The sequence below is a fragment of the Streptomyces sp. NPDC005811 genome, assembly GCF_040630405.1.
GTDB lineage: Bacteria > Actinomycetota > Actinomycetes > Streptomycetales > Streptomycetaceae > Streptomyces.
Map to the genome: position 1 here is coordinate 104,956 of NZ_JBEXXK010000011.1, position 24,887 is coordinate 129,842.

At 70.5% G+C, this 24,887-nt stretch carries 19 protein-coding genes and 2 pseudogenes; 8 read left to right on the forward strand and 13 right to left on the reverse strand.

Features of this window, described 5'->3' with window-relative positions; all coding sequences use genetic code 11:
- Positions 1–33 precede the first annotated feature (33 nt).
- From ABZ490_RS14235 to ABZ490_RS14275, 9 genes are all read right to left on the reverse strand, one after another.
- The gene (locus tag ABZ490_RS14235; RefSeq protein ID WP_358989013.1) at positions 34–501 is read right to left on the reverse strand and encodes a hypothetical protein; all 468 of its coding nucleotides are present in this window, start codon (positions 499–501) and stop codon (positions 34–36) included.
- Complete coding sequence (locus ABZ490_RS14240) at positions 498–1,076, reverse strand: hypothetical protein (protein WP_358989015.1); 579 nt, start codon at positions 1,074–1,076, stop codon at positions 498–500. The genes ABZ490_RS14235 and ABZ490_RS14240 overlap by 4 nt, the downstream gene beginning before the upstream one ends.
- A 403-nt stretch (positions 1,077–1,479) precedes the next feature.
- Positions 1,480–2,004 carry a hypothetical protein gene (locus ABZ490_RS14245; RefSeq protein ID WP_358989017.1) on the reverse strand — a complete coding sequence of 175 codons (525 nt, stop codon included), beginning with the start codon at positions 2,002–2,004 and terminating at the stop codon, positions 1,480–1,482.
- A gap of 95 nt (positions 2,005–2,099) precedes the next feature.
- Positions 2,100–3,467 carry an L-serine ammonia-lyase gene (locus ABZ490_RS14250; RefSeq protein WP_358989019.1) on the reverse strand — a complete coding sequence of 456 codons (1,368 nt, stop codon included), beginning with the start codon at positions 3,465–3,467 and terminating at the stop codon, positions 2,100–2,102.
- Positions 3,468–3,596: 129 nt separating this feature from the next.
- Positions 3,597–4,811, reverse strand: a complete 1,215-nt coding sequence (locus ABZ490_RS14255) for a helix-turn-helix domain-containing protein (RefSeq protein ID WP_358989021.1) — start codon at positions 4,809–4,811, stop codon at positions 3,597–3,599.
- A gap of 103 nt (positions 4,812–4,914) precedes the next feature.
- Positions 4,915–6,255, reverse strand: coding sequence for a DegT/DnrJ/EryC1/StrS family aminotransferase (locus ABZ490_RS14260; RefSeq protein ID WP_358989023.1), 1,341 nt, complete (start codon positions 6,253–6,255; stop codon positions 4,915–4,917).
- Positions 6,256–6,428: 173 nt separating this feature from the next.
- The gene (locus tag ABZ490_RS14265; RefSeq protein WP_358989025.1) at positions 6,429–7,925 is read right to left on the reverse strand and encodes an amino acid permease; all 1,497 of its coding nucleotides are present in this window, start codon (positions 7,923–7,925) and stop codon (positions 6,429–6,431) included.
- Between the two features lie 169 nt (positions 7,926–8,094).
- The gene (locus tag ABZ490_RS14270; protein WP_358989027.1) at positions 8,095–9,573 is read right to left on the reverse strand and encodes an aldehyde dehydrogenase family protein; all 1,479 of its coding nucleotides are present in this window, start codon (positions 9,571–9,573) and stop codon (positions 8,095–8,097) included.
- On the reverse strand, positions 9,570–10,469 hold the full coding sequence (locus ABZ490_RS14275; protein WP_358989029.1) for an NAD(P)-dependent oxidoreductase: 900 nt from the start codon (positions 10,467–10,469) through the stop codon (positions 9,570–9,572). The genes ABZ490_RS14270 and ABZ490_RS14275 overlap by 4 nt, the downstream gene beginning before the upstream one ends.
- A 389-nt stretch (positions 10,470–10,858) precedes the next feature.
- Here ABZ490_RS14275 and ABZ490_RS14280 point away from each other — a divergent pair, with 389 nt between their 5' ends.
- Positions 10,859–12,286, forward strand: coding sequence for an FG-GAP repeat protein (locus ABZ490_RS14280; protein WP_358989031.1), 1,428 nt, complete (start codon positions 10,859–10,861; stop codon positions 12,284–12,286).
- Positions 12,287–12,714: 428 nt separating this feature from the next.
- Here the strand turns inward: ABZ490_RS14280 and ABZ490_RS14285 are convergent, their stop codons facing one another.
- The 4 genes and pseudogenes from ABZ490_RS14285 to ABZ490_RS14300 all read right to left on the reverse strand — a co-directional run.
- Positions 12,715–13,560: an alpha/beta hydrolase gene (locus tag ABZ490_RS14285; RefSeq protein ID WP_358989033.1), complete on the reverse strand. Its 846-nt coding sequence runs from the start codon at positions 13,558–13,560 to the stop codon at positions 12,715–12,717.
- 22 nt (positions 13,561–13,582) lie between these two features.
- A pseudogene (locus tag ABZ490_RS14290) lies at positions 13,583–14,149 on the reverse strand (WHG domain-containing protein); the annotation flags it as partial.
- 423 nt (positions 14,150–14,572) lie between these two features.
- Entirely contained in the window at positions 14,573–15,649 is a 1,077-nt protein-coding gene (locus ABZ490_RS14295; RefSeq protein WP_358989035.1) for a hypothetical protein, read from the reverse strand.
- Between the two features lie 43 nt (positions 15,650–15,692).
- A pseudogene (locus ABZ490_RS14300) lies at positions 15,693–15,791 on the reverse strand (carbohydrate kinase); the annotation flags it as partial.
- A 67-nt stretch (positions 15,792–15,858) separates the two neighbouring features.
- Here ABZ490_RS14300 and ABZ490_RS14305 point away from each other — a divergent pair.
- The 7 genes from ABZ490_RS14305 (at position 15,859) to ABZ490_RS14335 (ending at position 24,870) form a co-directional block, all read left to right on the forward strand.
- Positions 15,859–17,220 carry a hypothetical protein gene (locus ABZ490_RS14305; RefSeq protein ID WP_358989037.1) on the forward strand — a complete coding sequence of 454 codons (1,362 nt, stop codon included), beginning with the start codon at positions 15,859–15,861 and terminating at the stop codon, positions 17,218–17,220.
- 819 nt (positions 17,221–18,039) lie between these two features.
- A complete protein-coding gene (locus ABZ490_RS14310) occupies positions 18,040–20,787 on the forward strand; it encodes a LuxR C-terminal-related transcriptional regulator (RefSeq protein WP_358989039.1) in 2,748 nt (915 codons plus the stop codon).
- A gap of 97 nt (positions 20,788–20,884) precedes the next feature.
- Entirely contained in the window at positions 20,885–21,709 is an 825-nt protein-coding gene (locus ABZ490_RS14315) for an alpha/beta hydrolase (RefSeq protein ID WP_358989041.1), read from the forward strand.
- A 20-nt stretch (positions 21,710–21,729) separates the two neighbouring features.
- Positions 21,730–22,554: an alpha/beta hydrolase gene (locus ABZ490_RS14320; RefSeq protein WP_358989042.1), complete on the forward strand. Its 825-nt coding sequence runs from the start codon at positions 21,730–21,732 to the stop codon at positions 22,552–22,554.
- A 19-nt stretch (positions 22,555–22,573) separates the two neighbouring features.
- Positions 22,574–23,371, forward strand: a complete 798-nt coding sequence (locus ABZ490_RS14325; RefSeq protein WP_358989044.1) for an alpha/beta hydrolase — start codon at positions 22,574–22,576, stop codon at positions 23,369–23,371.
- A gap of 62 nt (positions 23,372–23,433) precedes the next feature.
- Positions 23,434–24,225: an MBL fold metallo-hydrolase gene (locus ABZ490_RS14330; protein WP_358989046.1), complete on the forward strand. Its 792-nt coding sequence runs from the start codon at positions 23,434–23,436 to the stop codon at positions 24,223–24,225.
- A gap of 252 nt (positions 24,226–24,477) precedes the next feature.
- A complete protein-coding gene (locus ABZ490_RS14335; protein WP_358989048.1) occupies positions 24,478–24,870 on the forward strand; it encodes a transposase family protein in 393 nt (130 codons plus the stop codon).
- Positions 24,871–24,887 lie beyond the last annotated feature (17 nt).

Genomic DNA, 24,887 nt, shown 5'->3' on the forward strand with positions numbered 1-24,887 from the left:
CGGGCCGGCCCGCCAGGTGCCCCTGCGAGGTTCTCAGCTCACGCTGCGGTGGTTGAGGCCGATCCTGGCGGTGTTGCGGATCCGCTTGGTGCGACCGGCTTCGGCGAGGATCGCGATGGCCTCGGTGTTCGCTGCGGCGGCGGTCTTGAGCTGGAGCCAGTTGGACGAGGTGAGCAGCTCCTCCGGCTGCCAGGGCAGCTCGAGCGTGATGGCGCGGAAGAGGGACCACTCCCGCAGGCGCTGGGTCAGGAACGGGTCGTCCATCGTGGCCTGGGTCATTGCCTGCGCCCACCCCTCGTAGGCGGATCCGGGGCACAGGCCGGCGGCTCGACGGTCCAGGTGCCGGAGCACAGCGGACCGGGCCATCGTCCGGTCCGGGTCAGTGAGCACGCGACTGACCAGGTCCGGTTCGTCCGCGTCGGCAACGCGCCCGAGCTTGTCGAGGTAGGCCGCGAAGCGGACGTGCTCATCGGGGTTCTGCCGGATGTCGTGGAGGTTCATGCGGCCTGCTCCTCGCGCTCGGACAGGACGCCGTTCTCGAACCGTGCGTCGGCGCGGACCAGGGACTCCGGGTGGGCTCCGGTGATTGCGCGCCATCGCGTCCGGGCGGGCTCGACCAGCTCGAACACCACCGCCAGGGCAGCCGCGGGACTGCCCGCGCCGCGGGTGACCTCGGTGCGGTGGTTGACCGTGGAGAAGGCCGACTCGATGGGGTTGGTGGTCCGCAAGTGAATCCCGTGTTCGGCAGGGACATCGTGGAAGGTGAGCAGTTCGTGACGGTCATCGGTGATCTTCGCGACGGCCGTCATGCCGTCTCCGCCCGGGTCGTCGAGGAGGCAGGGCTGCCGCCCGGTCCTATGCATGTGCTTCCGGCATCGGCGATGAGACCGGCGAGGGGCGATGACACCGACCACGCCCACGGGGACCCGGCGCGCGAAGGACGGCCGCTTCTGCTCGGAGCGCGGCAGCCCACCGTAGGGCGCCCCGGCGAGCGCGGCGGCCTCGTGGCACTCCTCCGCGCCGCCGCTGGTCACCTGGAGTGCCGCGAACGGCCGGATGGCCCCGGACTCCCGCATGAGCGAGGTCTCGATCTCCCCTGGTGCTGTTCGAAGGGCCGCGCGGCCAGCCGCAGCACCGCCGCGCGGTCGGTGTACGGCCGTGCTGCCCACTCACGCTGTGCCCCCACCGCCCGCCCCAGGTGGGACGGCGTGGCCGAGCCGGCACGCCCCAGCGTCTTGCTCGTGGCCGGCTCGACGGCGTCGTACACCTCGCCCGAGCCTTGCCCCATTCGCCCGCACCGGAGAGGGCACCGGAGGAGATCCGGCCTTCCCATGTGCCGCTGTCCAGAAGCGTCGTGGCGTTCCTCGCCCTCGCCCGCCGACAGCTCGACGTCCTATGGGCACTCATACGTGATCAGCGCACCTTCGATGCTCAGCACAGTCAGCGGGGTCTCGTCGCTGGCTGAGCCCGTGGCACGTCTCAGGGTGTGAAGAGCGGCTCATAGGGGTGGCCCTCCGGCGTGAAAATGAGAACGAAACCTTCTCCCGACTGGGTGGCTACCTCGCGCAAGCGGGCCAGGGCATCGGCCTGGTCCGGAAGGCCGAGGCCAAGGGCGGCGGCGGCGCGGTCTCTCCGGGCCATGAGGTCCGGTATGTCCTCCAGATACTCGGCCTCAAGCTCGCAACTCTCCTCGTCCGTGAATGCCAGGCAGCCGCGCCACCAGGGGACGACCAGCAGCAGCCGCACCAGCTCGGGCAGGCCGATGGCAACCAGAGCCGCACCCCCTTCGGAGTCGGCATAGAGGATGGGACGTTCCTCGCCGCCTTCACCGCAGAAGAAGTACGTGCCGCCTGCACCGTCGCCGGCGAACCCCTCGAGCGCGGCGCCCGAGGCGAGGTGTACTTCCTCGACATGGTCGCCTCGGTCCAGGTCGAAGTCACCCGGCCAAGCGAGAAAGCGGGCAGCTTCTTCCTGCTCGCGGACGGCAGCGATCAACGATTCCATGAACCGCAGCCTAGGGCTCGCTGCTTGACAACCGTCATGGGGAATCAGTCACGTTGAAGCCACGGCCGACGTTCTGTCGACGAACGTGCCACGCTTCAGCACTCGATGACATTGACGGCAAGGCCGCCACGGGATGTCTCCTTGTACTTGACCTTCATGTCGGCGCCGGTCTCCTTCATCGTCTTGATGGCCTTGTCGAGGGAGACGTGATGCCTGCCGTCGCCTCGGAGAGCCATGCGCGCGGCGGTGACGGCTTTGACGGAGGCCATGCCGTTGCGTTCGATGCAGGGAATCTGGACGAGGCCGCCGACGGGGTCACAGGTGAGCCCGAGGTGGTGCTCGATGCCTATCTCCGCGGCGTTCTCGACCTGCTGGGGGCTTCCGCCGAGCACTTCGGCCAGGCCGGCGGCAGCCATGGAGCAGGCGGAGCCGACTTCGCCCTGGCAGCCGACCTCCGCGCCGGAGATGGAAGCGTTCTCCTTGAAGAGGATGCCGATGGCGCCGGCCGTCAGGAGGAAACGGACGACTCCGTCGTCGTCGGCGCCGGGGACGAAGTCGCGGTAGAAGTGCAGGACGGCGGGGATGATGCCGGCAGCGCCGTTGGTCGGTGCGGTCACCACGCGTCGGCCGGAGGCGTTCTCCTCGTTGACGGCCATGGCGTAGAGGGTGACCCACTCCATCGCGTGCCCTCGGGCATCGCCCTGCGCGCGCAGCGACCTGGCTGAAGACGCGGCACGCCGTCGGACTCCGAGCCCACCGGGCAGGATGCCCTCGCGGGACAGGCCGGCCTGCACGCACTCCCGCATCACGGCCCAGATCTTCAGCAGCCCTTCGCGGATCTCCTGTTCGCTGCGCCACGCCTTCTCGTTCTCCAGCATCAGCCCGGAGACCGACCGCCCTGTGTCGCGGCACCGTCGCAGCAGCTCGTCGCCGGTGGAGAAGGGGTGGGTGAGGAGGGTGGAGTCGGGCTTGATCCGGTCTGCTCCGACGGCCTCCTCGTCGACGACGAATCCTCCGCCGACCGAGTAGTACGTCTTCTCCAGCAGCGTCCTGCCGCCCGCGTCGTGGGCGGTGAGCGTCATGCCGTTCGGGTGGTGGGGCAGCGAGCGCCGCCGGTGCAGGATCAGGTGCGAGCCGGGGTCGAAGTCGATCGTGCGGGTGCCGGCGAGGTTCAGACGACGGCTGTGGGTGACGCGTTCGACGTCGAGGTCGGCCCGGTCGACGTCGACGGTCTCGGGCGCGTGTCCCTCCAGGCCGAGGATGACGGCCTTCGGTGTGCCGTGGCCGTGGCCGGTCGCGCCCAGCGAGCCGAACAGCGCCGCGCGCAGACCGGCCGTGTCGGCGAGGAGACCGTCGGCGGTCAGCCGCTCCGCGAACAGGCGGGCGGCGCGCATGGGGCCGACGGTGTGGGAGGAGGAGGGGCCGATGCCGATGGAGAAGAGGTCGAAGACGCTGACGGCCACGGGGACCCTCCTTGTCGTGAGGGGATGCTGGACGCACCCGGTGCTGTGGGTGTGGAGGTGCTGCCGGTCCGGTCCGCTGTCAGGGCGGGACGGTGCGGTGGACCGGCAGCGGTCTGGGAGGCTGCGGGTTCAGATGCGTGGGCGGCGGATCCAGCGGGCGGTCTTGATCGCCATGTGGAGCTCCAGACGCGTCGGCCCCTCCAGGGGGTCGGTGCCGATGGCGTCCTTGATGCGGCCCAGCCGGTAGTAGAGGCTGGTGCGGTGCAGGTGAAGGCGGCTGGCGACCTCGTTGACGCTCGTGCTGTCGTAGTAGATCTCCAGCGTGTGCAGAAGCTCGCCGGTGGCGTCCGCCGCCTGGAGTTGGTCGTACAGCTCGGACTGGTGGAGGGCGTCCCGGCGCAGGTTCTTCGCCAGGAATCGGTAGGGACCGGTGTCGTCCCAGGTGGCCAGCGTGCCGAGTGCGGGATCGACGGAGGCTGCCTGAGCGGCGATGACGGCCTGCTGGTAGGCCTCGGGGAGCCGGTCGAGGGTCTTGAGGGGACTGCTGACGCCGACGAACACCGGAGGCGGTGAGCCGGCGTGGGCCCCGGCGCCGGCGACCGCGGCGGCGAGGTCGTGGTGGAGCTTCAGCGGAGTGTCGGCGCCGACGCTGGAGCGGATCATGACGATGGTGTGGGTGTCCTGCACCGATGTCGCCAAGGCGTGGCTGTGGGCGGCCAGGGTCTGGTGGAGAGCCACGCGAAGCTGGGCGGCCTCGATGTCACCCCGGCGTTGAGCGTCGCGTGGGACGGCGGGGAGGCACACGAGCACGTGGACGGTGTCGAGGGCGTACAGCCCAGGCCATGACCTGAGGTCGTCGAGCGCGGTGGGATCGGCCTGGCAGGCGTGCTGGAGGGTGGCTTCGCGGTTGCGGCGCTCGTCCCGCCGAGGGTTGGCCTTCTCGTACTGCAACGCGGCGAGGGTGTCGATCTGTTCGCCGAGCTCGGTGAGTCGGCGGAGGAGAGCCTCGGCGGACCAGGCGTCCTCCGACTGCAGGATCCACAGGGTGCCGGTCTTCACGCTGTGATGCATGAGGGGAACACAGAGGCGGGCACGCATGCCGAGATCCGGGTTGGGCGGTACCTCCACCGGCCGGGTGGCTCCGGCGACTCCGTGCTGGTTCTCCCAGGCGCGGATGTCGTCCGGGACGGCGCGGGTCAGCAGCGCGCGGATACGGGCTTCATCGGCACGGCCCTGCTGGGCGCTGTAGGTGACCAGCCGGCCGCTGAGGTCGTCGACCGAGACGCCCATGCCGAGGGCGGCGGCGATCTCGTCGACGATGTCCTGGATGTCGCTGGTGTTCATGCCGCGCCATTCTTCGGGTGATGCTTGCCGGGAGGGACCGGGGTGCCGGGACGTGCGCCGAGTGTGTCGTTCAGGCTAGGACCGAGGCAGGCGCGGCGCTTGGCTAGACGCTCCGGCGAGTGGGGGTCCACAGGTCGTGTCCGAGGCCGGCGCGCAGCTCGGCGGCTCCGTCGGTGGTCGCGGTACCCCGGTGGGTCAGGGCGTGGTGGATCAGCGCGGCGATGTCGGCCATGGTGGAGGCGTCGGCTCCGCGGCGGACGATCTCCTGGGTGCCCAGCCGGACGCCCTGGGCGGGAGCGTCGGGCAGCTGCCAGGGCAGGCGGCAGGTTCCGGCGTAGATGCCGTGGGCGGCCAGACGGGCGACGGCGGGGCCGCCCCCGCCCAGGCCGGAGGCGTCGACGACCACCTGATGGGTGCGGGTGTACCCGCGGTCGGCAGCGAGGATGTGGTAGCCGTGCTCGGCAAGGTGCGCGCCGAGGTGCTGTGCCGCCGTGATGGTCGGCGCGGCCCAGGACGGCTGCTGCTCGACGGCCTCGGCGGCGGCGACGGCCAGGGGACCGAGGCGAGCCGGGTCGTAGTTGGAGCTGAGGACCGGGTAGGCCGCGTGCGAGACCGCCTCGGCAAGCCGGGGGTCGTTGGTGACGGCGGCTCCTCCGGCGGGCCCCGCGAAAGTCTTGTAGGTGGAGAAGGTGACGACGTGGGCGCCCTCGGCGAGCGGGTCCTGCACGTACCCGGCGGCGATGAGCCCGGCGGTGTGGGACGCGTCGTAGGCCAGCAGAGCACCGACCCGGTCGGCGGCCTCGCGCAGTACGTCGAGCCGGTGGGGGAAGAGGCTGACGCTGCCGCCGACCAGGACCAGCTTGGGACGGTGCGTGGCCAGGAAGCGGTCGAGGAGACCGGCGTCGACATCCAGGTCCGTGCTGCTGTACGGCAGGTGGGAGACGTTCAGACCGCGTACTCCCGCGGTGGCGTGGGCGTGGTGACTGGCGTGGCCGCCGGCTTCCGGCGACAGGACCGCGATGGTGTCCCCGGGCCGGGTGAAGGCGCTGTAGAGGGCGAGATTGGCCATGGTCGCGGTCAGGAAGCGGACCTCGGCGTACCGCGCGCGCATCGCACGGGCGACCTGGGTGGTCGCGATGACCTCGAGCTCCTCGATCTCCTCGACGCCGGTCTGGAGCTTTCCGCCGGGCCAGCCGAGAGCCGGGCGTGTGGACAGGGCGCCGTCGTGGGCGGCGCGGACCGCGGGGGACAGGACGTTCGTGCCGGCGTACAGCACCAGGCCGTCGGTGGTCATGCGGTGGTGGTAGGCGTCCAGCACGCGGCTGACCGCATCCGCAACGGCCACGGCGCCGTCCTCGCGATGCAGGGTCTCCAGTTCGTGCAGCCGCCGGAGGCTGGTGGCATCGGCCCAGGGGGCGATGACGGAGGACGGGAGGGCGTTCACGAGGAGAGCTCCTTGAGGCTGCGGATGACGAGCGAAGAACAAGCGAAGGACAAGAAGGACAAGCGGAGGACAACTGATGAGGGCGGGCTGCCGCCGTGGTTCGGCAGCCCGCCGGGTGCGGGTCAAGGGGAGGGACCCGCGGGTCGCCGGTGCGGCGGCGACGGACGGTGGGGTCAGTCCGCGACGCTCGCCGCGGGCTCTTCGCCCGCTCCGGCGACGACCGTCGCCGTACGGGTGACGCCTGCCCGTGCGGCCTGCGCCGCGGCCGCCTCTCTCACGGCGATCTTCGGGCGGGCGTAGAGGTAGCCGCCGATCAGGGCGCCGGCCCACACCGGCAGGGCGTACAGCGCGATGCGGTTGTCGGGGTCGAAGCCGAGGATCACCGTGACGAAGGTCAGGAACGCGATGACGAGCCAGCTCAGCGGGGTGGCGAAGGGCAGCTTGAACCAGCTCTCGTGCACCTCGCCGCGGGCCAGGCGGCGGCGGTAGATCATGTGACAGACGATGATGACGAGCCAGCTCCAGATGGCGCCCAGGGTGGCGACGGAGGAGATGTACACGAACGCCTGGTCGGGGACGACCGCGTTGACCAGGACGCCGAGCATCATCGCGGCGCCGGAGGCCAGGATGGCCGCGGCGGGCACATGGCCCTTGTTGACGGTGGCGAAGCGGCCCGGGGCCACACCGTCCGCGGCGAGGCGCTTGAGCAGGCGGCCGTTGCTGAACAGCCCCGAGCTGCAGGACGACAGGGCCGAGGTGAGGACGACGAAGTTCATGATGCTGCCCGCGGCCGGCAGGCCGATGTGGGTCAGGGCCTTCACGAACGGGCTCTCGCCCGCGCTGAACTCGGTCCAGGGGAACAGCGTCAGCAGGACCAGGAGCGAGCCGACGTAGAAGATGCCGATCCGCCAGGGGATGGAGTTGATGGCCTTGGGCAGGACGGTTTCGCGGTTCTTGGTCTCGGCGGCGGTCATGCCGATCAGCTCGACGCCCTGGTAGGAGAAGACGACGATCTGGAAGGCGAGCAGGACCTGCATCCACCCGTTGGGGGCGGCGCCTCCGTGGTTCCACAGGTGGGCGATCGCGCTGTTGTCGCCCGCCTCGCCGATGCCGAAGACGGCGACGAGGGTGCCGCCGATGATCAGCGCCAGGATGGCGGCGATCTTGATGGAGGCGAACCAGAACTCCGCCTCGCCGAAGGCTCCCACCTTCAGCAGGTTCAGGAGCACCAGCGCGACGAGGACGACGAGCGCCGTGACGTACTGCGGGACGGAGGGGAACCAGTAGTGGACGTAGATGCCGGCGGCGGTGATCTCGGCCATGCCGATGACGGTCCATGTCGTCCAGTAGCCCCAGCCGGTGATGAAGCCGTAGGCGGGGCCCATGAACTCACGGGCGTACTCGGCGAAGCTGCCGCTGACCGGACGGTAGATCAGCAGCTCGCCGAGGGCGCGCATGATGATGTAGATGAACACGCCGGTGAGGGCGTAGACGGCGATGAGAGCGGGGCCGGCCTTGGCGATGCCGCCGCCGGCACCGAGGAAGAGGCCCACACCGATGGCGCCGCCGACGGCGATCATCCGGATGTGGCGCTTGTTGAGGCTCTGCGCGAGTCCGTCATCGGTGAGTTCGACGCCGGCGGCCGGCGGCTGTGGGGTGGTGGTACCCATGGAAGGTCTCCTTCGGGTACGGCGGAGCCGTCCAGGTGACAGGCGCCGCCGTGAGCGGAGTTGAGGAATGACGAACCGGTGCGGGTCCGGGTCCGGGTGCGGGGCTTGGGCGACGCCTGTCGGACGTCGTTGAGGTGCTGCGGGTGCGCGTGGGGGGTGCGCGCAGCGGTCAGGCCGTGTAGGCGATGGTGAAGCTCTTGTGCTGGGTGAAGCTCTCCAGAGCACCGGCCACGGAGTACTCCCGGCCCAGGCCGGACTGCTTGATGCCGCCGTAGGCCATGCCGGGGATCTGGCCGCCGCCGCGGTTGATCTGGATCCATCCGACGTCCAGGCGGTGCGCGGTACGCAGCGCCTGGTCGATGTTCTTCGACCACACGTAGCCGGCGAGGCCGTAGGGGGAGTCGTTGGCCGCGGCCACGACCTCGTCCTCGTCGCGCCAGGGGATGACGACCAGGACGGGCCCGAACACCTCCTCGCGGGTGACGTCCCAGTCGGCCTCGGCACCGCTGATGACGGTCGGGGCCACGTAGTAGCCGTCCTGGTCGATCGGCCGCTGGACGCCACCGGTGATCAGCTTGCCGCCCTGGTCCAGGCCGGACTGGATGTAGCGGCAGACGGTGGCGTGCTGCTTCTCGCTGACGATGGCGCCGATGTCGGTCTCCTCGTCGAGCGGGTCGCCGATCTTCAGCCGGTCGAGCTTGTCGGTCAGTTTGGCGAGGAACGAGTCGAAGATGTCCTCGTGCAGATACAGCCGGGAGCCGGCGGTGCAGGACTGGCCCTGGCGGGTGAAGCGCATGCCCGCGATCACGCCGTCGACGGTGGCGTCGTCGTCGGAGTCGGGGAACACGATGGCGGGCGACTTGCCGCCCAGCTCCAGGGTGACCGGCACGATCCGGTCGGCGGCCGCCGCGAGGATGGCCTTGCCGACGCCGGTCGAGCCGGTGAACGTCAGCTTGGCGATGTCGGGGTGCGCGGTGATGGCCGCGCCGACCGTCTCGCCTGTGCCGCAGAGGACGTTGAGCACGCCGTCGGGGAGGATCTCGGCGGCCCACTGCGCGACCTTCAGCACGCCCAGCGGAGCGAGTTCGGCGGTCTTGAGGACGAGGGTGTTGCCGGTCGACAGAGCCATGGCGATCTTCAGGGCGGACAGCAGGACCGGGGCGTTCCAGGGAACGATGCCGCCCACCACACCCAGCGGCTCGCGCACGGTGTACGACAGGAGCCCGTCCCCCAGGGGGAGGGTCTCGCCCTTCTGCTCCGAGGCGACCTGTCCGTAGAAGCGGAAGACGTCCACGGCGGACGCGGCCTCGCCCCGTGCCTGGGTGCGCAGCGCGTTGCCGGTCTCGGACGCGAGGATCCGGGCCAGTTCCTCCTGGTGCTCGGCGATCCTGTCACCGAGTTTGATCAGCAGGGCGCCGCGCTCGCGGGAGGGCCGCGCACGCCACGCGGGGAACGCGGCCCTGGCGGCGGCCACGGCGCGGTCGACGTCCGAGGCACCGGAGGCCGGCACCCGGGCGATGATCTCGCGGCGGCCGGGGTTCTCCACCTCGATCCACTCATCGGAGTCGGCCGGGCCCCACACCCCGCCGATCAGCTGGTGGACGGTGGGCGTGTCGACGGTGGGCGTGCCGACGGTGGTGCTGCTCACTTGCTGGTCTCCTCGGTCTGGAGGCGGACGCCGGCGAAGTCCTCGTAGAACTCGACGACGCTGGTGAAGTCCTTGCCGCCGCGACCCAGTCGGCGGCCGATCGAGAACAGATCGCGCACGGCGTTCGACAGGGGCAGCGGCACCGGCCCGGAGGCCGCGGAGGCCAGGAAGAGGCCCAGGTCCTTGTGCATGAAGTCGAGCGCGAAGCCGGTCGGCCGCTCGGCGGTGAACAGGGTGCGCGGGAAGTAGTTGGACAGCACGTTGCTGTTGGCGGAGGACCTGGTCAGCACGCTCACCGCGGTGTCGAGGTCGACACCCTGGCTCACGGTCGTGGTCAGCGCCTCGCCCAGCGCCGCGATGTTGATCGCGGTGATCAGGTTGTTGGCCAGCTTCACCACCTGACCGCTGCCGCTGTCACCGACCCGCACGACGCTTCCCGCGTATGTGTCCAGCAGCGGACGTACCTTGTCGAGGGCGGCCTCGTCGCCGCCCACCATGATGGCGAGCGTGCCGGCCTCCGCCCCCTGCACACCACCGCTGACCGGGGCGTCCAGGAAACTCACGCCGACCCCGGAGGCCGTCGCCGCGAGTGTGCGGGAGGTGTCCGGGTCGATGGTGCTGTGATCGACGATCACAGCACCCTTCCCGGCGTACGGCAGGATCTCCCCGACGACCGCCTCCACGATCGCCGGCGTGGGCAGGCTCAGGAAGATCGCCTCAGCGCCCGCCGCGGCCGTGGCGGCCGACTCCGCGGGCCGCGCCCCCGCCTCCACGGCGGACGCGACCGCGGCGGTGTTCAGGTCGAAGACGGCCACGTCGTGCCCGGCCTTCACCAGATGGGCGACCACGCGTCCCCCGATGTTCCCCAGCCCGACAAAGGCGACTGTTGCACTCATCCAAGGCTCTCCGATCTCAGCTGGGCTCCGGCCCGCTGCCTTCAGCACGCGCAGCCGGAATCCGACGGTGCGCAGACCGTACGGCGCGGTCGAAATCGGTCACCACCGGCAAACGATGGGAGATGGGCCGCGAGCCTTTCGACATTTGTCGAGCTCCCTTCCGGAACGCGGAACGGCATCGGGTGGGGTTCTGAGCCGCGGACTGCTGTGCCGGGCGTCAGGGCGGGCAGCGAAGCTCCTCGCCTGCGGGGTCGTTCGGCCGCAGCCTCTGCGCCGGATGGCACCGGAATCGTGATGATGCGCCGGACAGTGTCCGTTCGGGGGCGCCCTCTACGATGCCCTGGACGGTGGCGCACGCCAGGTGCGTCGAGGGGGAGGGGATCCAGCTCATGATGAACAGACCCAATCTGCACGGGGGTTGGCGAGCAGGGGCGCTTCTGGTCGCCGTTGTCGTGGGTGCTCCGCTGCTGTCGGCCGCGCCCGCGGCGGCCGTGCACGGTGCGGTGCCCGGTGACTTCAACGGGGACGGTTACCGCGACGCCGTGCTGCCCGCGCCGGGGGCGAAGATTGCCGGTAAGGCGGGAGCCGGTGCCGTGGTCGTTCTCTACGGAGGGCGGGCCGGGCTGTCGGTGTCCCGGCGGGCGACCATCACGCAGAACACCGCGGGTGTGCCGGGCACGGCCGAGTCGAACGACGGGTTCGGTGCCGCTACCGCGACGGCCGACCTGAACCGGGACGGTTACGCGGACTTGGTGGTCTCCGCGCCGTACGAGGACACCACGCGGGGCCAGGACGCCGGCACGGTGACGGTCCTGTGGGGCAGCAGGTCCGGGCTGACGTCCGGCACCGATCTGCCGGCGATCACGGCCGGCAAGTACTACGGACTGGACGTGGCAGCGCTCAGCACCGGTGCCGGCGCGCGGACCGAGGTGCTCGTGGCCGGGTATGAGGGGGCGATGCGCTTCAGGGGGCCGTTCAGCCGCAGCGGCACCTACGGCTCGGCCGACGAAAACCGTGACACGGCTTCGGTCGGAAGTGTCACGCTGGGGGACTTCGCCCACAGCGGGGTCCCGGACGAGGTGGCCGTCACCGTACGCCTCAGCGACATCAGCGGCGGCGAGGTGTACGTCAACCCCGTCTACGGCGGCGCACAGCAGACGGGCAACGGCCTGATCGCGGCCACCGGGGACATCAACGGCGACGGCTACGCCGATCTCGTGGTCGGAGACCCGGACGAGCCGGACCACGGCACCGCCGACGGTGCGCTCGGCGGCCGGGTCCTGCTCTGGTACGGCTCGGCTCAGGGCATCGCGCGGGACGCGAAGCCGGTGCAGCTCACCCAGAACACCCCCGGTGTCCCCGACACGAGCGAGAAGTGGGACAACTTCGGCGGCGCCCTCGCGGTGGCCGACCTGAACCGGGACGGGCTGGCGGACATCGTGATCGGCTCGCCGACGGAGGACACGGGTAAGCCGAACGCCGGGCGGGTGACGGTCGTCCCCGGCCGCCGCACCGGGGCCCTGGGCACCGGCGCCTACGGCTTCACCCAGGACACCGCCAAGATCCCCGGAGCCGGCGAGACCGACGACATGTTCGGTACCACCGTGGCTGTCGGCGACATCAACAAGGACGGCAAACCGGAACTCTTCATCAGCGCCGCGGAGGAGAACAACTCCACCGGCGCCGTCTGGGTCCTCCCGGGCGGCACCAACGGCCCCACTGCCCAAGGCAGCAGCATGATCACCGCTCCGTCCGTCGGCTTCCCGCAGAGGGACAGCACCCTCCTCGGCGGCAACGGACTCCTCGGAGTCATCTGAACGAGAGGGAGGGGTGGTGTCTCCCGTTCTCGCGTGCGCCGAGCCGTCAAGCGAGCATCACGCGACTCCCGCCCCCGCGTTGAACATGCTGCCCGACGAACGTCCGCGCCGCCTGGCGGGCAGCCCTGGGCCGAGGCCCTCTGCTTGCCCAACTCCTGTCGGCCCGCGTCCGCCGCGCAGGATGAGGACCGCAAGCCGCGGTCCTGTCCGCCCTCACGCTCGGCGTTCCGACGCGGGCCGCGGGCGGCGGCCCGGTGGGGGAGTGCGGTAGTCGGCGGGCGAGGTGCTCGTAGACCGGGTCGGCCTGTCAGGGGCATGCAGGTAGGCAGGTGCAGCGTGCCGGTCGGTCGTGCACCCGCCTTCCCGTACGGCTGGCCGGAGAGCCACCGTGCACCTTCAGGGCCGGGACAGGATCCTCGGCACCGCCTTCAGCGATGATCGCCTCGGAGGGCCTTCCGCAGGAGCTCGCCGAACTCTGCGGGGTGCGTGGTCAGTCCGATGTGCCCGCCGGGGAAGTGCTGGAGCTCCGTGCCGAGACGCTCGGCCAGGAAAGCTGCCGAGCGGTAGGGCAGCTCACCGCGTGAGTCCTGGCCGCCGGCGATCACGAGCCGGTCCGACAGCCCCTCCAGCCGAGGGATGTCCGGCGTGTAGGACATGAAGCTGGGCACGATCCGCCCGACGAAGTACGGCAGGTCGGCCATCGTCTGCTCGGCCCGCGCCGCCGCTTGGGGCGGAAGCTTCAGCTCGGCCTTCGGCTCGGTGGTGTCGCCGTCCTTCCTGAGGCCCGCGGCGAACACGGCCATCGCCGGCATGAGCCCTTGGGCGCGGAACGTGTCCTGCACGTGTGCGATGAGCGTGCGGTGTTGAGCCGCGTCCGGCAGGACCTCCACCACGGGCGGCTCGTGCGCCACGACCCGTGTCATGCGTTCGGGGTGGGCGGTGAGCAGGTGCAGCGCGGTGATCGCGCCCGAACTGGCGGCGAACACTCTGGCGGCCTCGCCAGGTGACAGCAGCTCCAGCAACCGGAACGCGTCTTCGGCGTGCTCGGCCACGTGCTGCTCGGCGTCGGGGTCGTCCAGCGTGCTGCGGGACATGCCGCGCGGGTCGTAGGTCGCGACTGTGTACGCGGCGGCCAAGTAGTCGGCGATGCCGTCGAAGGACGCCGCGCCGCCCGTCCCTCCGGGGATCAGCAGCACGAGCGGGCCCTGGCCGCGCACTTCGTAGTGCAAGGTCGCGCCGTTCACACGCAGGCTGCCGACAGTGCGGTCGGTCATGAGGAGTCTCCATCTCGGGACGGGGCCAGTGCTCCAGGAGGGTGTGCAGGGCGTCGAGCGCGCGGGTCCAGGACTGCTGCGGCGAACGCTCGTGCGTGAAGCCGCCCCGCCACTGCCAGGGCGACGCACCCGTGGAACATGCTGCGCAGCAACCGGACCGCGTCGGTCAGATCCGGCTCGGCCGGTCCGTGGCCGCGCAGCATGCCGTACGTCAGCTCGACCGCCCGCCGTGGTCCGGGCGCCTTGGCGGCCAGCTCGGGATCGATCCGGATCGGGTCTGCGTTGCCACGCAGCGGCCCGGATGCTGGTGGGCGTACTCCCGCCAGGCATGCGCGAAGGCGACGAGCGCGTCCTTGCCTGCTCGCCCGGCAGTCGCCTCCGCGATGCGGATGGTCTTCCCGTCCGCCGCCAGCGGGGCGATCCGCCCGCGCGGATCCTCCAGGCTGCGGACGTGCGTGTAGAGGCTCGCGTCCTTCACGCCCAGCCGCCGCGCCACCTGCGAGGTGGTCGCCTGGTCGAGCCCGACGTCATCCGCCAGCTCCGCGGCCGCGACTGTCACCCACATCGCTGTCAGCCCGGCCCACAGCATGCGCCCTCCTAGGATCCTTGAGGTCCTAGTTTTAACCTAGGGCTCCTAGGAAAGCAATCGGGGGGCCCGATCTGCAAAGACGTCTGCGGGATCACGGACCGCCTGGCACGCTTTCTCGTTTCGGTGCGGTCTGGGCGAGATCGGGCAGGGTCCGGCGGCGGTGAACGTACTGCTCGATGAGCCAGCCGCGGTCGATGGTTCGCCGTGCCCCTGGAACTCGGCACCGCCCCCCCCTTCATCCGGTGTTCGTCGGGAATCCCGGCCCTCCTCCACATCGGCGCCGCAGCGGGCAGCCACAGCCATCCCCGCGTGCCCGACGCCGCTGCCAGACCGTATTGGTCAGGTTTGATCGAAGAGGCGGGCGGTTGTAGGTGCTTGCCGTCGCTGGGACCAGGAGGGTGGGTAGGTGTCAGGCCCGGCGGTTCATTGGATGAGGTCGGTGTGTGGATGTTCGGGGGAGGTCGGGCAGACGTAGATCTGCATGTTGTCCGCGCTGCCTACTTCTACCCTGGTCGGCTGCGAGAGACGCTGGCCCGCGTAGGACGAGCCGGCTCGGGCGGCGGCCTGGTCTTCCTGCGGCGCCCAGTTGCGGCCTTCCCCGCCGTCCCACTCCCAGGACGCGATCGTCAGTAGCGGGACCATCTGCACCTCGCACACGGCGCAGTACCGGGGGTTGGGGTCGGTGCGGCCCCAAGGGGGCCAGCCGCCGACCTTCCAGCCGGGTGCGTTGCCCAGATGGATGGAGTAGAAGTCGCGTGGATACTCCGCGTAGGAGCTGTCCACGTCGGCGCCGGCTGCCTGCCACCTGTTCCAGTCCTCCAGCATGCGCTGTAGCTCCGGGCTCAGATCCAGACTGTTGGGGTACTCGGTGATCGCTTCCGGCGCCAGCACGCACGGCTCGGGCACGTAACCGGGATAGTCCGCCTCGTACGGTTCCGGTGGCGCGGTGAGGATGTCGCCTACGTCCGCGGCCGACCGCCAGAGCAGTGCGGTCGAGGGCTTGTTATCGGGTTCGTGCTCGTAGGGGCACCAGAGGATCTGAAGCAGATCGGCCTGCCCGGGCGGCCGCAACAGGGGTATGTCACGCAGGAACAGCTGAGCCACGGGCAGCATCGGGACCGGGCATTCGGCGGGCTGGCGGGGGTCGGCGTCGAGGCGTGCAGCGAGCCGTGCGGCATTGCGTTCCTTGAGCGCTTCCTCCTCGGGCGTGAGCACGGCAGGCCGGCCGTCGGGGCGCCGCCGCGACTGCAGGCGTCTCCGGAGCCGCACTTCGGTTGGCGACTCGCGGAATCCCGTGTCCAGGTGCAGGTGCGCGTCCTCGCAGTGCGGCCACGGCTCCCCTGCCGGCCACAACAACGGCCCGCCGACCGAGCTGTCCCTCACCGAAGGCGACCCCGGACGCGGATGCAGCCGGATGGCAGGTCGCGCCAACGGGGCCAGCTCGGGAAAGACCGCGGTCACCTCGACAGGCCGCGGGGGAGTAGTGCGTACGAAACCCATGCCGGTGATCCTGCCACCAGCCACTGACAGTCCCCCGCCGCTTCAGGCGGCCGAAGGCGTCGCCGGGGAGCCGGGCGTGGAAGCGCGCCGGGGTGCTGAGCCGGGCCCGAGCCAGTGCCGTATGGGCAGGTCCGTCGCCCGGCGGCGCCGCGCAGGGTGATGCGAGGCTGTCGGTGGGGTGTCGGGGGTGAGCGTTAAGGTGCGTGGCCGTGGACGTTTCTGATCTTGATCACCGGGCACGGACGGGATCCGGCTGTATTCCTGCGGAGTTGGTTGCGCGGCTGCTGGAGCGTGGTCACGCCGACATCGTGGAGGTGCAGGCGGGGCGCGGGGAGTGGTTCTGCGCGCTGGCGTGGGCGCGGGTGCTGGGCGGACGGGGTCGGCAGGCCGATGCGTTGCGGGTGCTCGATCCGTACCTGGCGACCGGGTGGTGGACGGCGGTTGCCGCCACCGCCGGGCTGCTGGAGGGCTGGGGCCGCGTCGACGAGGCGATCGGGGTCACCCGTGCCGGTATGGAAGCCGGGCATCCGATGGGGCTGGAGACGTACGCGCGGCTGCTGGCCCGGCACGGCCGCGCCGCGGAGGCGTTCACGCTGTTGCTCCCGCACGCTGACGACCGGGCACTCGCGACCGCCCTGGTCGACGTGGCGGGAGTCGCGGGCCGGGACGAGGAGGCCGCCGCGCTGCTCACCGCCCGGATCCGGGCCGACCACGAGTGTTCCGACTTCCCGTGGTGCTGCCGCGGTGTCGAACCCGACGCGGCGATCGGCCTGCTCGCGGCGATCCGCGAGCGCCAGGGCCGCATCGACGAGGCCGTCGCCCTGCTCCGCCGCCGACAGGTCACCTCGGTCAACGGCCGCGACCAGCTCGCCGACCTGCTGGCCCGGCACGGCCGGATCGAGGCACTGCGCGGCTACGCCGCGACGGGCGGTGATGAGGGGGTCGTGCAGCGGCTGGCGGAGCTGCTGGAGGAGCGCGGCGAGGTCGAGGGCGCGATCGCCGTGTACGGACAGGCCGACGGGCCCGCGGACCTGCACCCGAACTCGGCGTACTGCCTCGCGCAGCTTCTGGTCCGGCACGGCCGCGTCGACGAGGCGATCGCCGTGATGCGCGCGCAGGCCGACGGCCGCAACGGCGACGACTGGATCCTCCGCATCCTGTCCGAGCTGTGTCTCGCCCAGGGCCGGCCCGCCGACGGCCTGGCCCACCTCGACGCCCTCGCCGCCCGACGAGGGGGTGAGGAGGAGTGGGAGGTGTTCCGGATACGACTGCCGCTGATCGCCGCTTGCAGCGGGGTCGACGAGGCGGTCGGACGGGCCCGGGCCCACCCCGAAGGCGCCACCTGGTACGCGGCCGAGCACATCGCCCGCCTCCTCGCCGGTGCCGGGCGCACCGAGGAAGCCGTCGCCGTGCTCCAGCAGCAGGACCGCAGGAACAGCCACGACCTCGCCAAGTACCTCATCGACCTCGACCGCGTGGAGGAGGCCCTGGCCGTCCTTCAGCACACCAGCCCCCCAGCACCGCTCGTGCCGACGACACGCCTGTGGTCCGGCGAGGAGCCACCGTTCTGATTCCCTGACCGAGTAGCACACACGATGACGGGTCGTCACTCGCGGGACGAGGGGGGGCGGCCTGTGCGGTCGACGGCGGGCGAGCACGGGCCAGCCCACCGTCCTGGGCGGACGTACCGGAGAGAGGCGGGCGGCTGGGTTCGCCGGTTCGCCCCGGCGCCAGGCTTCCCCGTTCATGCCGAAGATCCACGGTCAGAGATGGCCGAGCGGCCGGGTATTCCCCGTCCGTTACGGGCGCCAGCCAGTGCACCCGCCACTTCGTGGTCGGAGTTGGCTCGCTGACTGGCCAGGAGGACGATCAGCCGGTTCAGCACGGACCCTCCTCGCTGCGCTCGGCCACGATCGCGGTCGCGCCGAACTCGCGGGCCAATTCCTGCCGGAGGCGTGGCGGCTCATCTCCTGGGGAGGGCTGAGGCCGCCGTACGGGATCCCGAGCCGGAGCACGACAAGGACGATCCTCCGCCCTGGGCCGAGGCGAACGTCGGACGGGTGCTGTCGCTGCCCCAACGACGGGCCGCTCTGCCCGAAGACCGGCGCCCACCGCCGTCGGTGGACCGCTATGTCCGCGAGCGGGTAGAGGCTCCGGCCCGGGTGCACGAGGCAAGGCAGGTCTTCGGGGCCTGGGACCTGGCCGGGGGAGCCGGTCAAGGAGGAACAGCGAAAAAGTGGAGAGAGGCATATGACTTGTGCAATGCCCCTGTAGGTCCGGACGGGCATGTGCAGTATGGGCAGCACCAGCGGAGGGTGCGACGGCGTGCATGTGTGTGGGGGCCGCGTCGCCGTCGACCCTGCTATCCCACCCTTCTGAAAGGCGTCGGTGTGATACTCAAGGGGCGGATCAGGGAACGTGAGGCCCTCGATCGGTTCGTCGCGGGTCTGCGTGAGGGATTGAGTGCTGCCGTCCTTCTGCGCGGTGACGCCGGCATGGGCAAGACCGTCCTGTTGGATCATGCGACCGCGGAGGCGGCTGACCTGCGCGTGCTGCGGGTGGCCGGGGTGGAGGCGGAGTCCGGGTTCCCCTTTGCGGCGCTGCACCGGCTGCTCGTGTCGTTCCTCGACGATCTCAAGGAGCCCGGCGTGTTACCCGAAACCCAGCGCACGGCGCTGCGGGTGGCGTGCGGGCTGGCCGACGGTCCGTCCGCCGACCCGTTCCTGGTGGGGCTCGCGACACTCACTCTGCTGGCGGAGGCCGCGAAGCAGCGGCCTGTTCTGGCCTGTGTCGATGACGCTCAGTGGCTCGACGAGGAGTCCTTCGGCGTGCTCGCCTTCGTGAGCCGACGGCTGCACGCCGAGAGCGTCGGCCTGCTGTTCGCCGCCCGAACTGGATTCGCCGCGCCAACGGGCCTTTCATGCACCGAGGTCGTCGGCCTGGAGGACGAGTTCGCTCTGGAACTGCTGCGGCAGACCGTCCCCGGACAGCTCGACACACGTGTCGCGGCGCGCATCGTGGCCGCCACGGCCGGGAACCCGCTGGCGCTGGCTGACCTGGGGCGTGAGCTGTCCGCGGACCAGCTTGCCGGAGGGCTCGTGCTGCCCGAACCGCTGCCGGTGGGCGGCAGGTTGGAGGCTCACTACCTTCAGCAGGTCCGCGAGCTCCCGGAGCCGACGCAGACCTGGTTGCTTCTTGCCGCCGCCGAGCCGGGTGGAGACCTCGGCTACCTCATGAGCGCGGCGCGTCGGCTCGGGATCGGTATGGAGGCTTCAGGTCCGGCGGAAGCCGCGCGTCTGGTGGTGCTGCGCAGCGCCGCGGAGTTCCGCCATCCGCTCGTACGGTCGGCTGTGTACGGTGGCGCCACCAGCGTCGAGCGAAGGCGCGCGCATCGCGCGCTGGCGGAGGTGACCGACCGCCCGGCAGACACCGACCGGAGGGCTTGGCATCTCGCTGCGGCTGCGATCGGGACCGATGCCGGTGTCGCCGCGGAAGTGGAACACGTAGCCGACCGGGCGGGCGCGCGGGGTGGCTATGCCGCGCGCGCCACCTTTCTGACCCGGGCAGCCGAGCTGACGCCGGAAGGTGAGGTACGAGCGGGGCGGCTGCTGGCAGCCGCCGAGGCGGCCCTGCGGTCCGGGGCGCCGCTGCAGGCGGAGTCGCTGCTGGACGGCATCGACGCGGAGCTGCTCGGCGATGTCGGCCAGGGCCGGGCGCTGTTGGTCCGGGCGACCACGGCCATCGCGCTGGGTCGAGAGGACTCGTTCGCGCAGGCGCCGGCGCTGTGCGTGCGCGCCGCCCAGTTCCTCTCCGACGGTGCTCCGGACCTGGCTCGTGAGGCACTCCTCAGAGCGATCGACCGCGCCATCACCGCCGAGCATCTGATGGAGGACACGACGCCGGTCGAGATCGCCCGGGCCGTGGAGTCACTGGTGCCGCGCACCGGTGAGGCGACCGGCGTCGACCTCGTGTTGCGCGGCTTCGCGGCCCTGGCCATCGACGGCTACGAGAGTGCCGTGCCCCACCTACGGCGGGCCTGCGCCATGGTGCTGGACCCAGACACCCCCGAGGAGTCGGTGCTGCGCGGCTATCTGCCCGCCATCACCATGTCGATGGTCCTGTGGGATGAGCAGACGCACACCGCTGTCATCGGGCGGGCCGCTGACGTCGCCCGGTGGACCGGCGCCCTGTGGCAGCTGGACACGGCGCTGTACTGCGCCACTATGTCCGAGACCAATCTCGGCGAGCTGGCCGCTGCCGACGACGTGCTTGCCGAGGGACATCAGATTCGTGCGGCGATCGGCGCGAACGACGACGTGTGGGCCATTTACCGGCATCCCGAACTGCTCGCCTGGCATGGTGAGCGAGAGGACCTCGACGCCGTACTGCGTGGATCGATGGAGGCCGGTACCTGGCTCGGCAGCGGCGCGGTCGAGTCCATCGCCCGCATCGGCATGATGGTGCTGGCCCTCAGCCGCGGCGACTACGCAGAGGCACGCACCATCGGGCACGAGCTGATCGAGCACGATGTGCTCGGGGTGCATTCCCGAGTGCTCCCTCACCTTGTCGAGGCGGCCGTACGGTGCGGGGACAGGGTCCTGGCGACGGCCACGCTGAGAACACTGGCATCCCGGGCTACGGCCTCCGGCACGCCCTGGGCCTTGGGCCTGCTGGCTCGCTCGAGCGCATTGCTCGCTGCCGTCAGCGATGCGGAGCCGCTGTACCGTGAGGCGATCACCCTGTTGTCGGGCACGAGAGCGCGCTCCGATCTTGCCGTCGCCCACCTGCTGTACGGCGAGTGGCTGCGTCGCCGCAAGCGCCGCAAGGACGCCCGCGAGCACCTGCACGCAGCCGTCGCGATGTTCGACGCCATGCGGGCCACGGCATACGCGGCGCGCGCTGCCCAGGAACTCGCCGCCACCGGGGCCAGCCCCCAGCGCGGGCCGGCCGGGCCGATGAACACGCTCACCCCGCAGGAACACCAGATTGCCCGCCTGGCCAAGGGCGGCGCGACCAACGCCGAGATCGCCGCCCAGCTGTTCATCAGCGCAAGCACGGTCGATTACCACCTGCGGAAGATCTTCCGGAAGCTCGACGTGACGTCCCGGCGGCAACTTAACCAGGTATGGGACGACTGAGTCCGGTCACGACTACGCGCTCCACGGGATTCGAGCATCGTCCGTCCTGGCACACGCTGAGGTGACCGGACAGCAGGTCCCGCGGACGGGAGTATCCATGCCATACGTCACCGCAAGCGACGGAGCGCAGATCTACTACAAGGACTGGGGCACGGGCCGGCCGGTCGTGCTCAGCCACGGCTGGCCGCTCAACTCGGACAGCTGGGAGGCGCAGCAGCTGTTCCTCGCATCGAGCGGCTTCCGCGTCATCGCCCACGACCGCCGTGGCCACGGCCGGTCCGCCCAGACCTGGCACGGCAACGAGATGAACACGTACGCCGACGACCTCGCCACCCTCATCGAGACGCTCGACCTGCGAGACGTGACGCTCGTCGGCTTCTCCACGGGCGGCGGCGAGGTCGCACGCTACATCGGGCGGCACGGTACCGCCCGTATCGCACAGCTCGTGCTGGTCTCCGCCGTACCGCCCTTCATGCTCAAGACCGACGACAATCCCGGGGGCGTACCGATCGAGGTGTTCGACGCGATTCGCGCCGGATCCCTCGCCGACCGCTCGCAACTGTACCGGGACCTGGCCGACGGACCGTTCTTCGGCCACAACCGGCCCGGTGCCGACGTCTCGCAGGGCATCCGGGACGCGTTCTGGCGCCAGAGCCTGCAGGCCGGACACCGCAACGCGTATGAGTGCATCGCGGCCTTCTCGGCCACCGACTTCCGCTCCGACCTGGACGCTGTCGATGTACCCGCGTTGGTCATCCACGGCGACGACGACCAGGTCGTGCCCTTCGAGGTGGGCGGCAAGGCGTCGGCGGACCGCATCAAGAACGCGACGCTGAGGATCTACCCGGGAGCGCCGCACGGCATCACGGACACGCACAAGGAACAGCTGGGCGCCGACCTGCTCGACTTCCTCAACTTCTGACTGCGGAAGGTAACCACCGCATGATTCCCGAAGGTCAGCCCCGCCGTCGCGTCCTCGGTGGCCTCCTCGCGGCAGGAGCGGTCACCCTCGGTGCCGCCCCCGCCTCGGCCTCGCCCCGTTCGGACGGCGGCACGAGACCGACCGTCGTGCTCGTGCACGGCGTGTTCGCCGACTCCTCCGGCTGGAACGACGTCATCACGCTCCTGCTCAAGGCCGGCTTCCCGGTCATCGCCCCTGCGAACCCCCTGCGCGACCTGGCGGGCGACTCGGCGTACGTCTCCAGCGTCATCGACACTCTCCCCGGCCCGGTCATCCTGGTCGGTCACTCCTACGGCGGCGAGGTCATCAGCAACGCCGGGCGCGGTCACTCCCAGGTCAAGGCGCTGGTGTACGTCGGGGCCTTCGCGCCCGACGAGGGCGAGAGCGCGCTGCAACTGGCCGGCATGTTCCCGGGCAGCCAACTGCCGGACGCGCTGGTGACCCGCCCGTTCCCTCTGCCGGACGGCACCACCGGCACGGACGGCTACATCGACCCGGCGAAGTTCCGCCAGGTCTTCGCCGCAGACCTGCCGGTCTCCGTGACACGGCTCATGGCGGCCACTCAGCGCCCCGGCAGTGTGGGCGGACTGGCGTCCGCCAGCGGTGTACCGGCTTGGAAGAGCCTGCCGTCCTGGTACGTGATCCCCACTGCGGACAACGTCATCCCGGCTGCGGCACAACGCTTCATGGCCAAGCGTGCCGGGAGCACGACCGTCGAGGTGAAGGGCTCCTCCCATGTCGTGATGATGTCCCATCCCGACACGGTCGTCCGCCAGATCCTGGCCGCCCACCGAGCCACCCGTTGACGCCTGGGAAGGAAAACCGATGACCGAGCCGGACACCATCGTCCTGATCCACGGCTTCTGGGTGACGCCACGCAGCTGGGAGCACTGGATCGACCGCTATGAGAAGCAGGGCTACCGTGTGCTCGCGCCCGCCTACCCCGGCTTCGACGTCGAGGTCGAATCCCTGAACGCCGACCCGACCCCGATCGAGAAGGTGACCGCACCGCAGATCATCGAGAGGCTGGCGAACGTGGTCCGCGGCCTCGACAAGCCGCCCGTACTGATCGGCCACTCCGCCGGCGGGGCGTTCACCCAGGTACTGCTGGACCACGGCTTCGGCGCGGCCGGAGTGGCCATCAACTCCGCGCCCACCGAAGGCGTGAAGGTAGTACCGCTGAGCCAGGTGAAGTCCACCTTCCCCGTGCTGAAGAACCCTGCCAACCGGCACAAGGCGGTCGGTCTCACCCATGAGCAGTGGCACTACGCCTTCACCAACACCTTCTCCGAGGAGGAGTCCCGGGCGCTCTACGAGCGTTACGCGATCCCCGCGTCAGGCCGCATCCTGTGGAACAGCGTGCTGGCCAATCTCCAGCCCGGCCACCAGGACATCTGGGTGAACTATCACAACGACGCACGTGCACCGCTGCTGTTCCTCTCCGGCGAGCTGGACCACCTCATGCCGCCCGCGGTTCAGCAGTCCAACGCCCAGCACTACAAGTCGAACACCCTCACCGAGGTCAAGGTGTATCCGGGGCAGCCGCACCTGATGCCGGCCTCGCCAGGATGGGAGGAGGTCGCGGACCACGCACTGTCGTGGGCGCTGTCCCACGCCAGGTAGCCACCAGCACGCTCGGGACGGCGGCCCTCCCCGCCGTCCCGGCCACCTGAAGGGATCACCGCATGACCGACGTCCGTGTCACTCACATCGGCGGCCCGACCACACTGATCGAGGTCGGCGGCTGGCGGCTGCTGACCGACCCGACATTCGATCCCCCAGGGCGTCGTTACTCGTTCGGCTGGGGCACCTCCTCCCGCAAGACGTCCGGCCCCGCCCTCGCCGCCGCCGATCTGCCGCCGGTTGACGCCGTCCTGCTCACCCACGACCACCACGGCGACAACCTCGACACGGCCGGGCGCGCCCTGCTGCCGAACGCCGGCGCTGTACTCACCACTGTGTCCGGAGCACGACGACTCGGCGGCGACACCCGTGGACTGGCACCCTGGACGACCACGCGCCTACAGGCCCCACGGCGCATGACGATCGACATCACCGCGACCCCCGCCCGCCACGGACCGCCGCTGTCCCGGCGGATCACGGGTGACGTCACCGGTTTCGCACTCCACTGGAAGGGCCAACGGCACGGTGTGCTCTGGATCTCTGGAGACACCGTCCTCTACGACGGCGTGCGACACCTGGCCCGTCGACTGAACGTGGGTACCGCGCTGCTGCACATGGGCGGCGTGCGCTTCCCGCTGACGGGCCCGATCCGCTACACCATGACGGCTGCTCAAGCCGTGGAACTATGCCGTCTGCTCACCCCGCGCACTGCCCTCCCTGTCCACTTCGAGGGCTGGCACCACTTCCGCGAGAGCCGTGAAGCCATCGAACGGCGCCTGGCCTCCGCCCCGGCCGAGATCCGGCACAGCTTCCGCTGGCTGCCCGCTGGAACGGGCGTTGACATCAGCGTGTGAAGACAGCAGTCGACTCAGACGCTCCTGGTCGGCGATGGCAAGGGCGAGTGCGTGCCGATTGTGGCCGTTCACGGACCGTCCCGCGTACCGGACATGGAACTCGGTGCCCCCGAGCTGTTGACCGAGATGTCTGACGTCTCCATCACGTTGCTCGGAGGCCTCGTTGGTCGTCCATCCTGCCGCACCCGATCTGCCGCACGCACTCGTAGAGTGGGTCACCATGCCGATCGTCACCCGTGAGGGCGACCGGCGATGCAAGCTCCGTCCGTCCCAGCGCGCGATGGCGGCACTGGTGTACCTGCGCGAACACACCACTCTCGGCCTCCTCACCGAACGTGCACCCGGCCTGCTGAAGACGCTGCGAGAGGCATCCGAATCCGCGAGCGCCAGGGCGTGCCCATCCTGGCCGATCCCGGTTACCAGGGCGCCGGCCCGTGGCTGACCACCGGCATCAAACGCAGGCCCCTGCAGGACCTCACCCCCACCGAGGAGACCCTCAACCAGGCACTGGCCGCAGCACGAGCGCCCGTCGAACGCGGCGTCGCGAGACTGAAGTCCTGGCGGATCTTCCGCAGGTCGCGATGCCCTCCGAACCGCATGACGTCAATCGCCAAGGCCGTCCTCACCCTGGAGCGGCAACGTTGAAGAAGCTCAGTGAACCT

Coding starts and splice junctions, on each gene's coding strand:
- ABZ490_RS14235 (WP_358989013.1), bottom strand. CDS start 501: ATGAACCTCCACGACATCCGGCAGAACCCCGATGAGCACGTCCGCTTC.
- ABZ490_RS14240 (WP_358989015.1), bottom strand. CDS start 1,076: ATGCGGGAGTCCGGGGCCATCCGGCCGTTCGCGGCACTCCAGGTGACC.
- ABZ490_RS14245 (WP_358989017.1), bottom strand. CDS start 2,004: ATGGAATCGTTGATCGCTGCCGTCCGCGAGCAGGAAGAAGCTGCCCGC.
- ABZ490_RS14255 (WP_358989021.1), bottom strand. CDS start 4,811: ATGAACACCAGCGACATCCAGGACATCGTCGACGAGATCGCCGCCGCC.
- ABZ490_RS14265 (WP_358989025.1), bottom strand. CDS start 7,925: ATGGGTACCACCACCCCACAGCCGCCGGCCGCCGGCGTCGAACTCACC.
- ABZ490_RS14275 (WP_358989029.1), bottom strand. CDS start 10,469: ATGAGTGCAACAGTCGCCTTTGTCGGGCTGGGGAACATCGGGGGACGC.
- ABZ490_RS14280 (WP_358989031.1), top strand. CDS start 10,859: ATGATGAACAGACCCAATCTGCACGGGGGTTGGCGAGCAGGGGCGCTT.
- ABZ490_RS14285 (WP_358989033.1), bottom strand. CDS start 13,560: ATGACCGACCGCACTGTCGGCAGCCTGCGTGTGAACGGCGCGACCTTG.
- ABZ490_RS14295 (WP_358989035.1), bottom strand. CDS start 15,649: ATGGGTTTCGTACGCACTACTCCCCCGCGGCCTGTCGAGGTGACCGCG.
- ABZ490_RS14315 (WP_358989041.1), top strand. CDS start 20,885: ATGCCATACGTCACCGCAAGCGACGGAGCGCAGATCTACTACAAGGAC.
- ABZ490_RS14320 (WP_358989042.1), top strand. CDS start 21,730: ATGATTCCCGAAGGTCAGCCCCGCCGTCGCGTCCTCGGTGGCCTCCTC.
- ABZ490_RS14325 (WP_358989044.1), top strand. CDS start 22,574: ATGACCGAGCCGGACACCATCGTCCTGATCCACGGCTTCTGGGTGACG.
- ABZ490_RS14330 (WP_358989046.1), top strand. CDS start 23,434: ATGACCGACGTCCGTGTCACTCACATCGGCGGCCCGACCACACTGATC.
- ABZ490_RS14335 (WP_358989048.1), top strand. CDS start 24,478: ATGCAAGCTCCGTCCGTCCCAGCGCGCGATGGCGGCACTGGTGTACCT.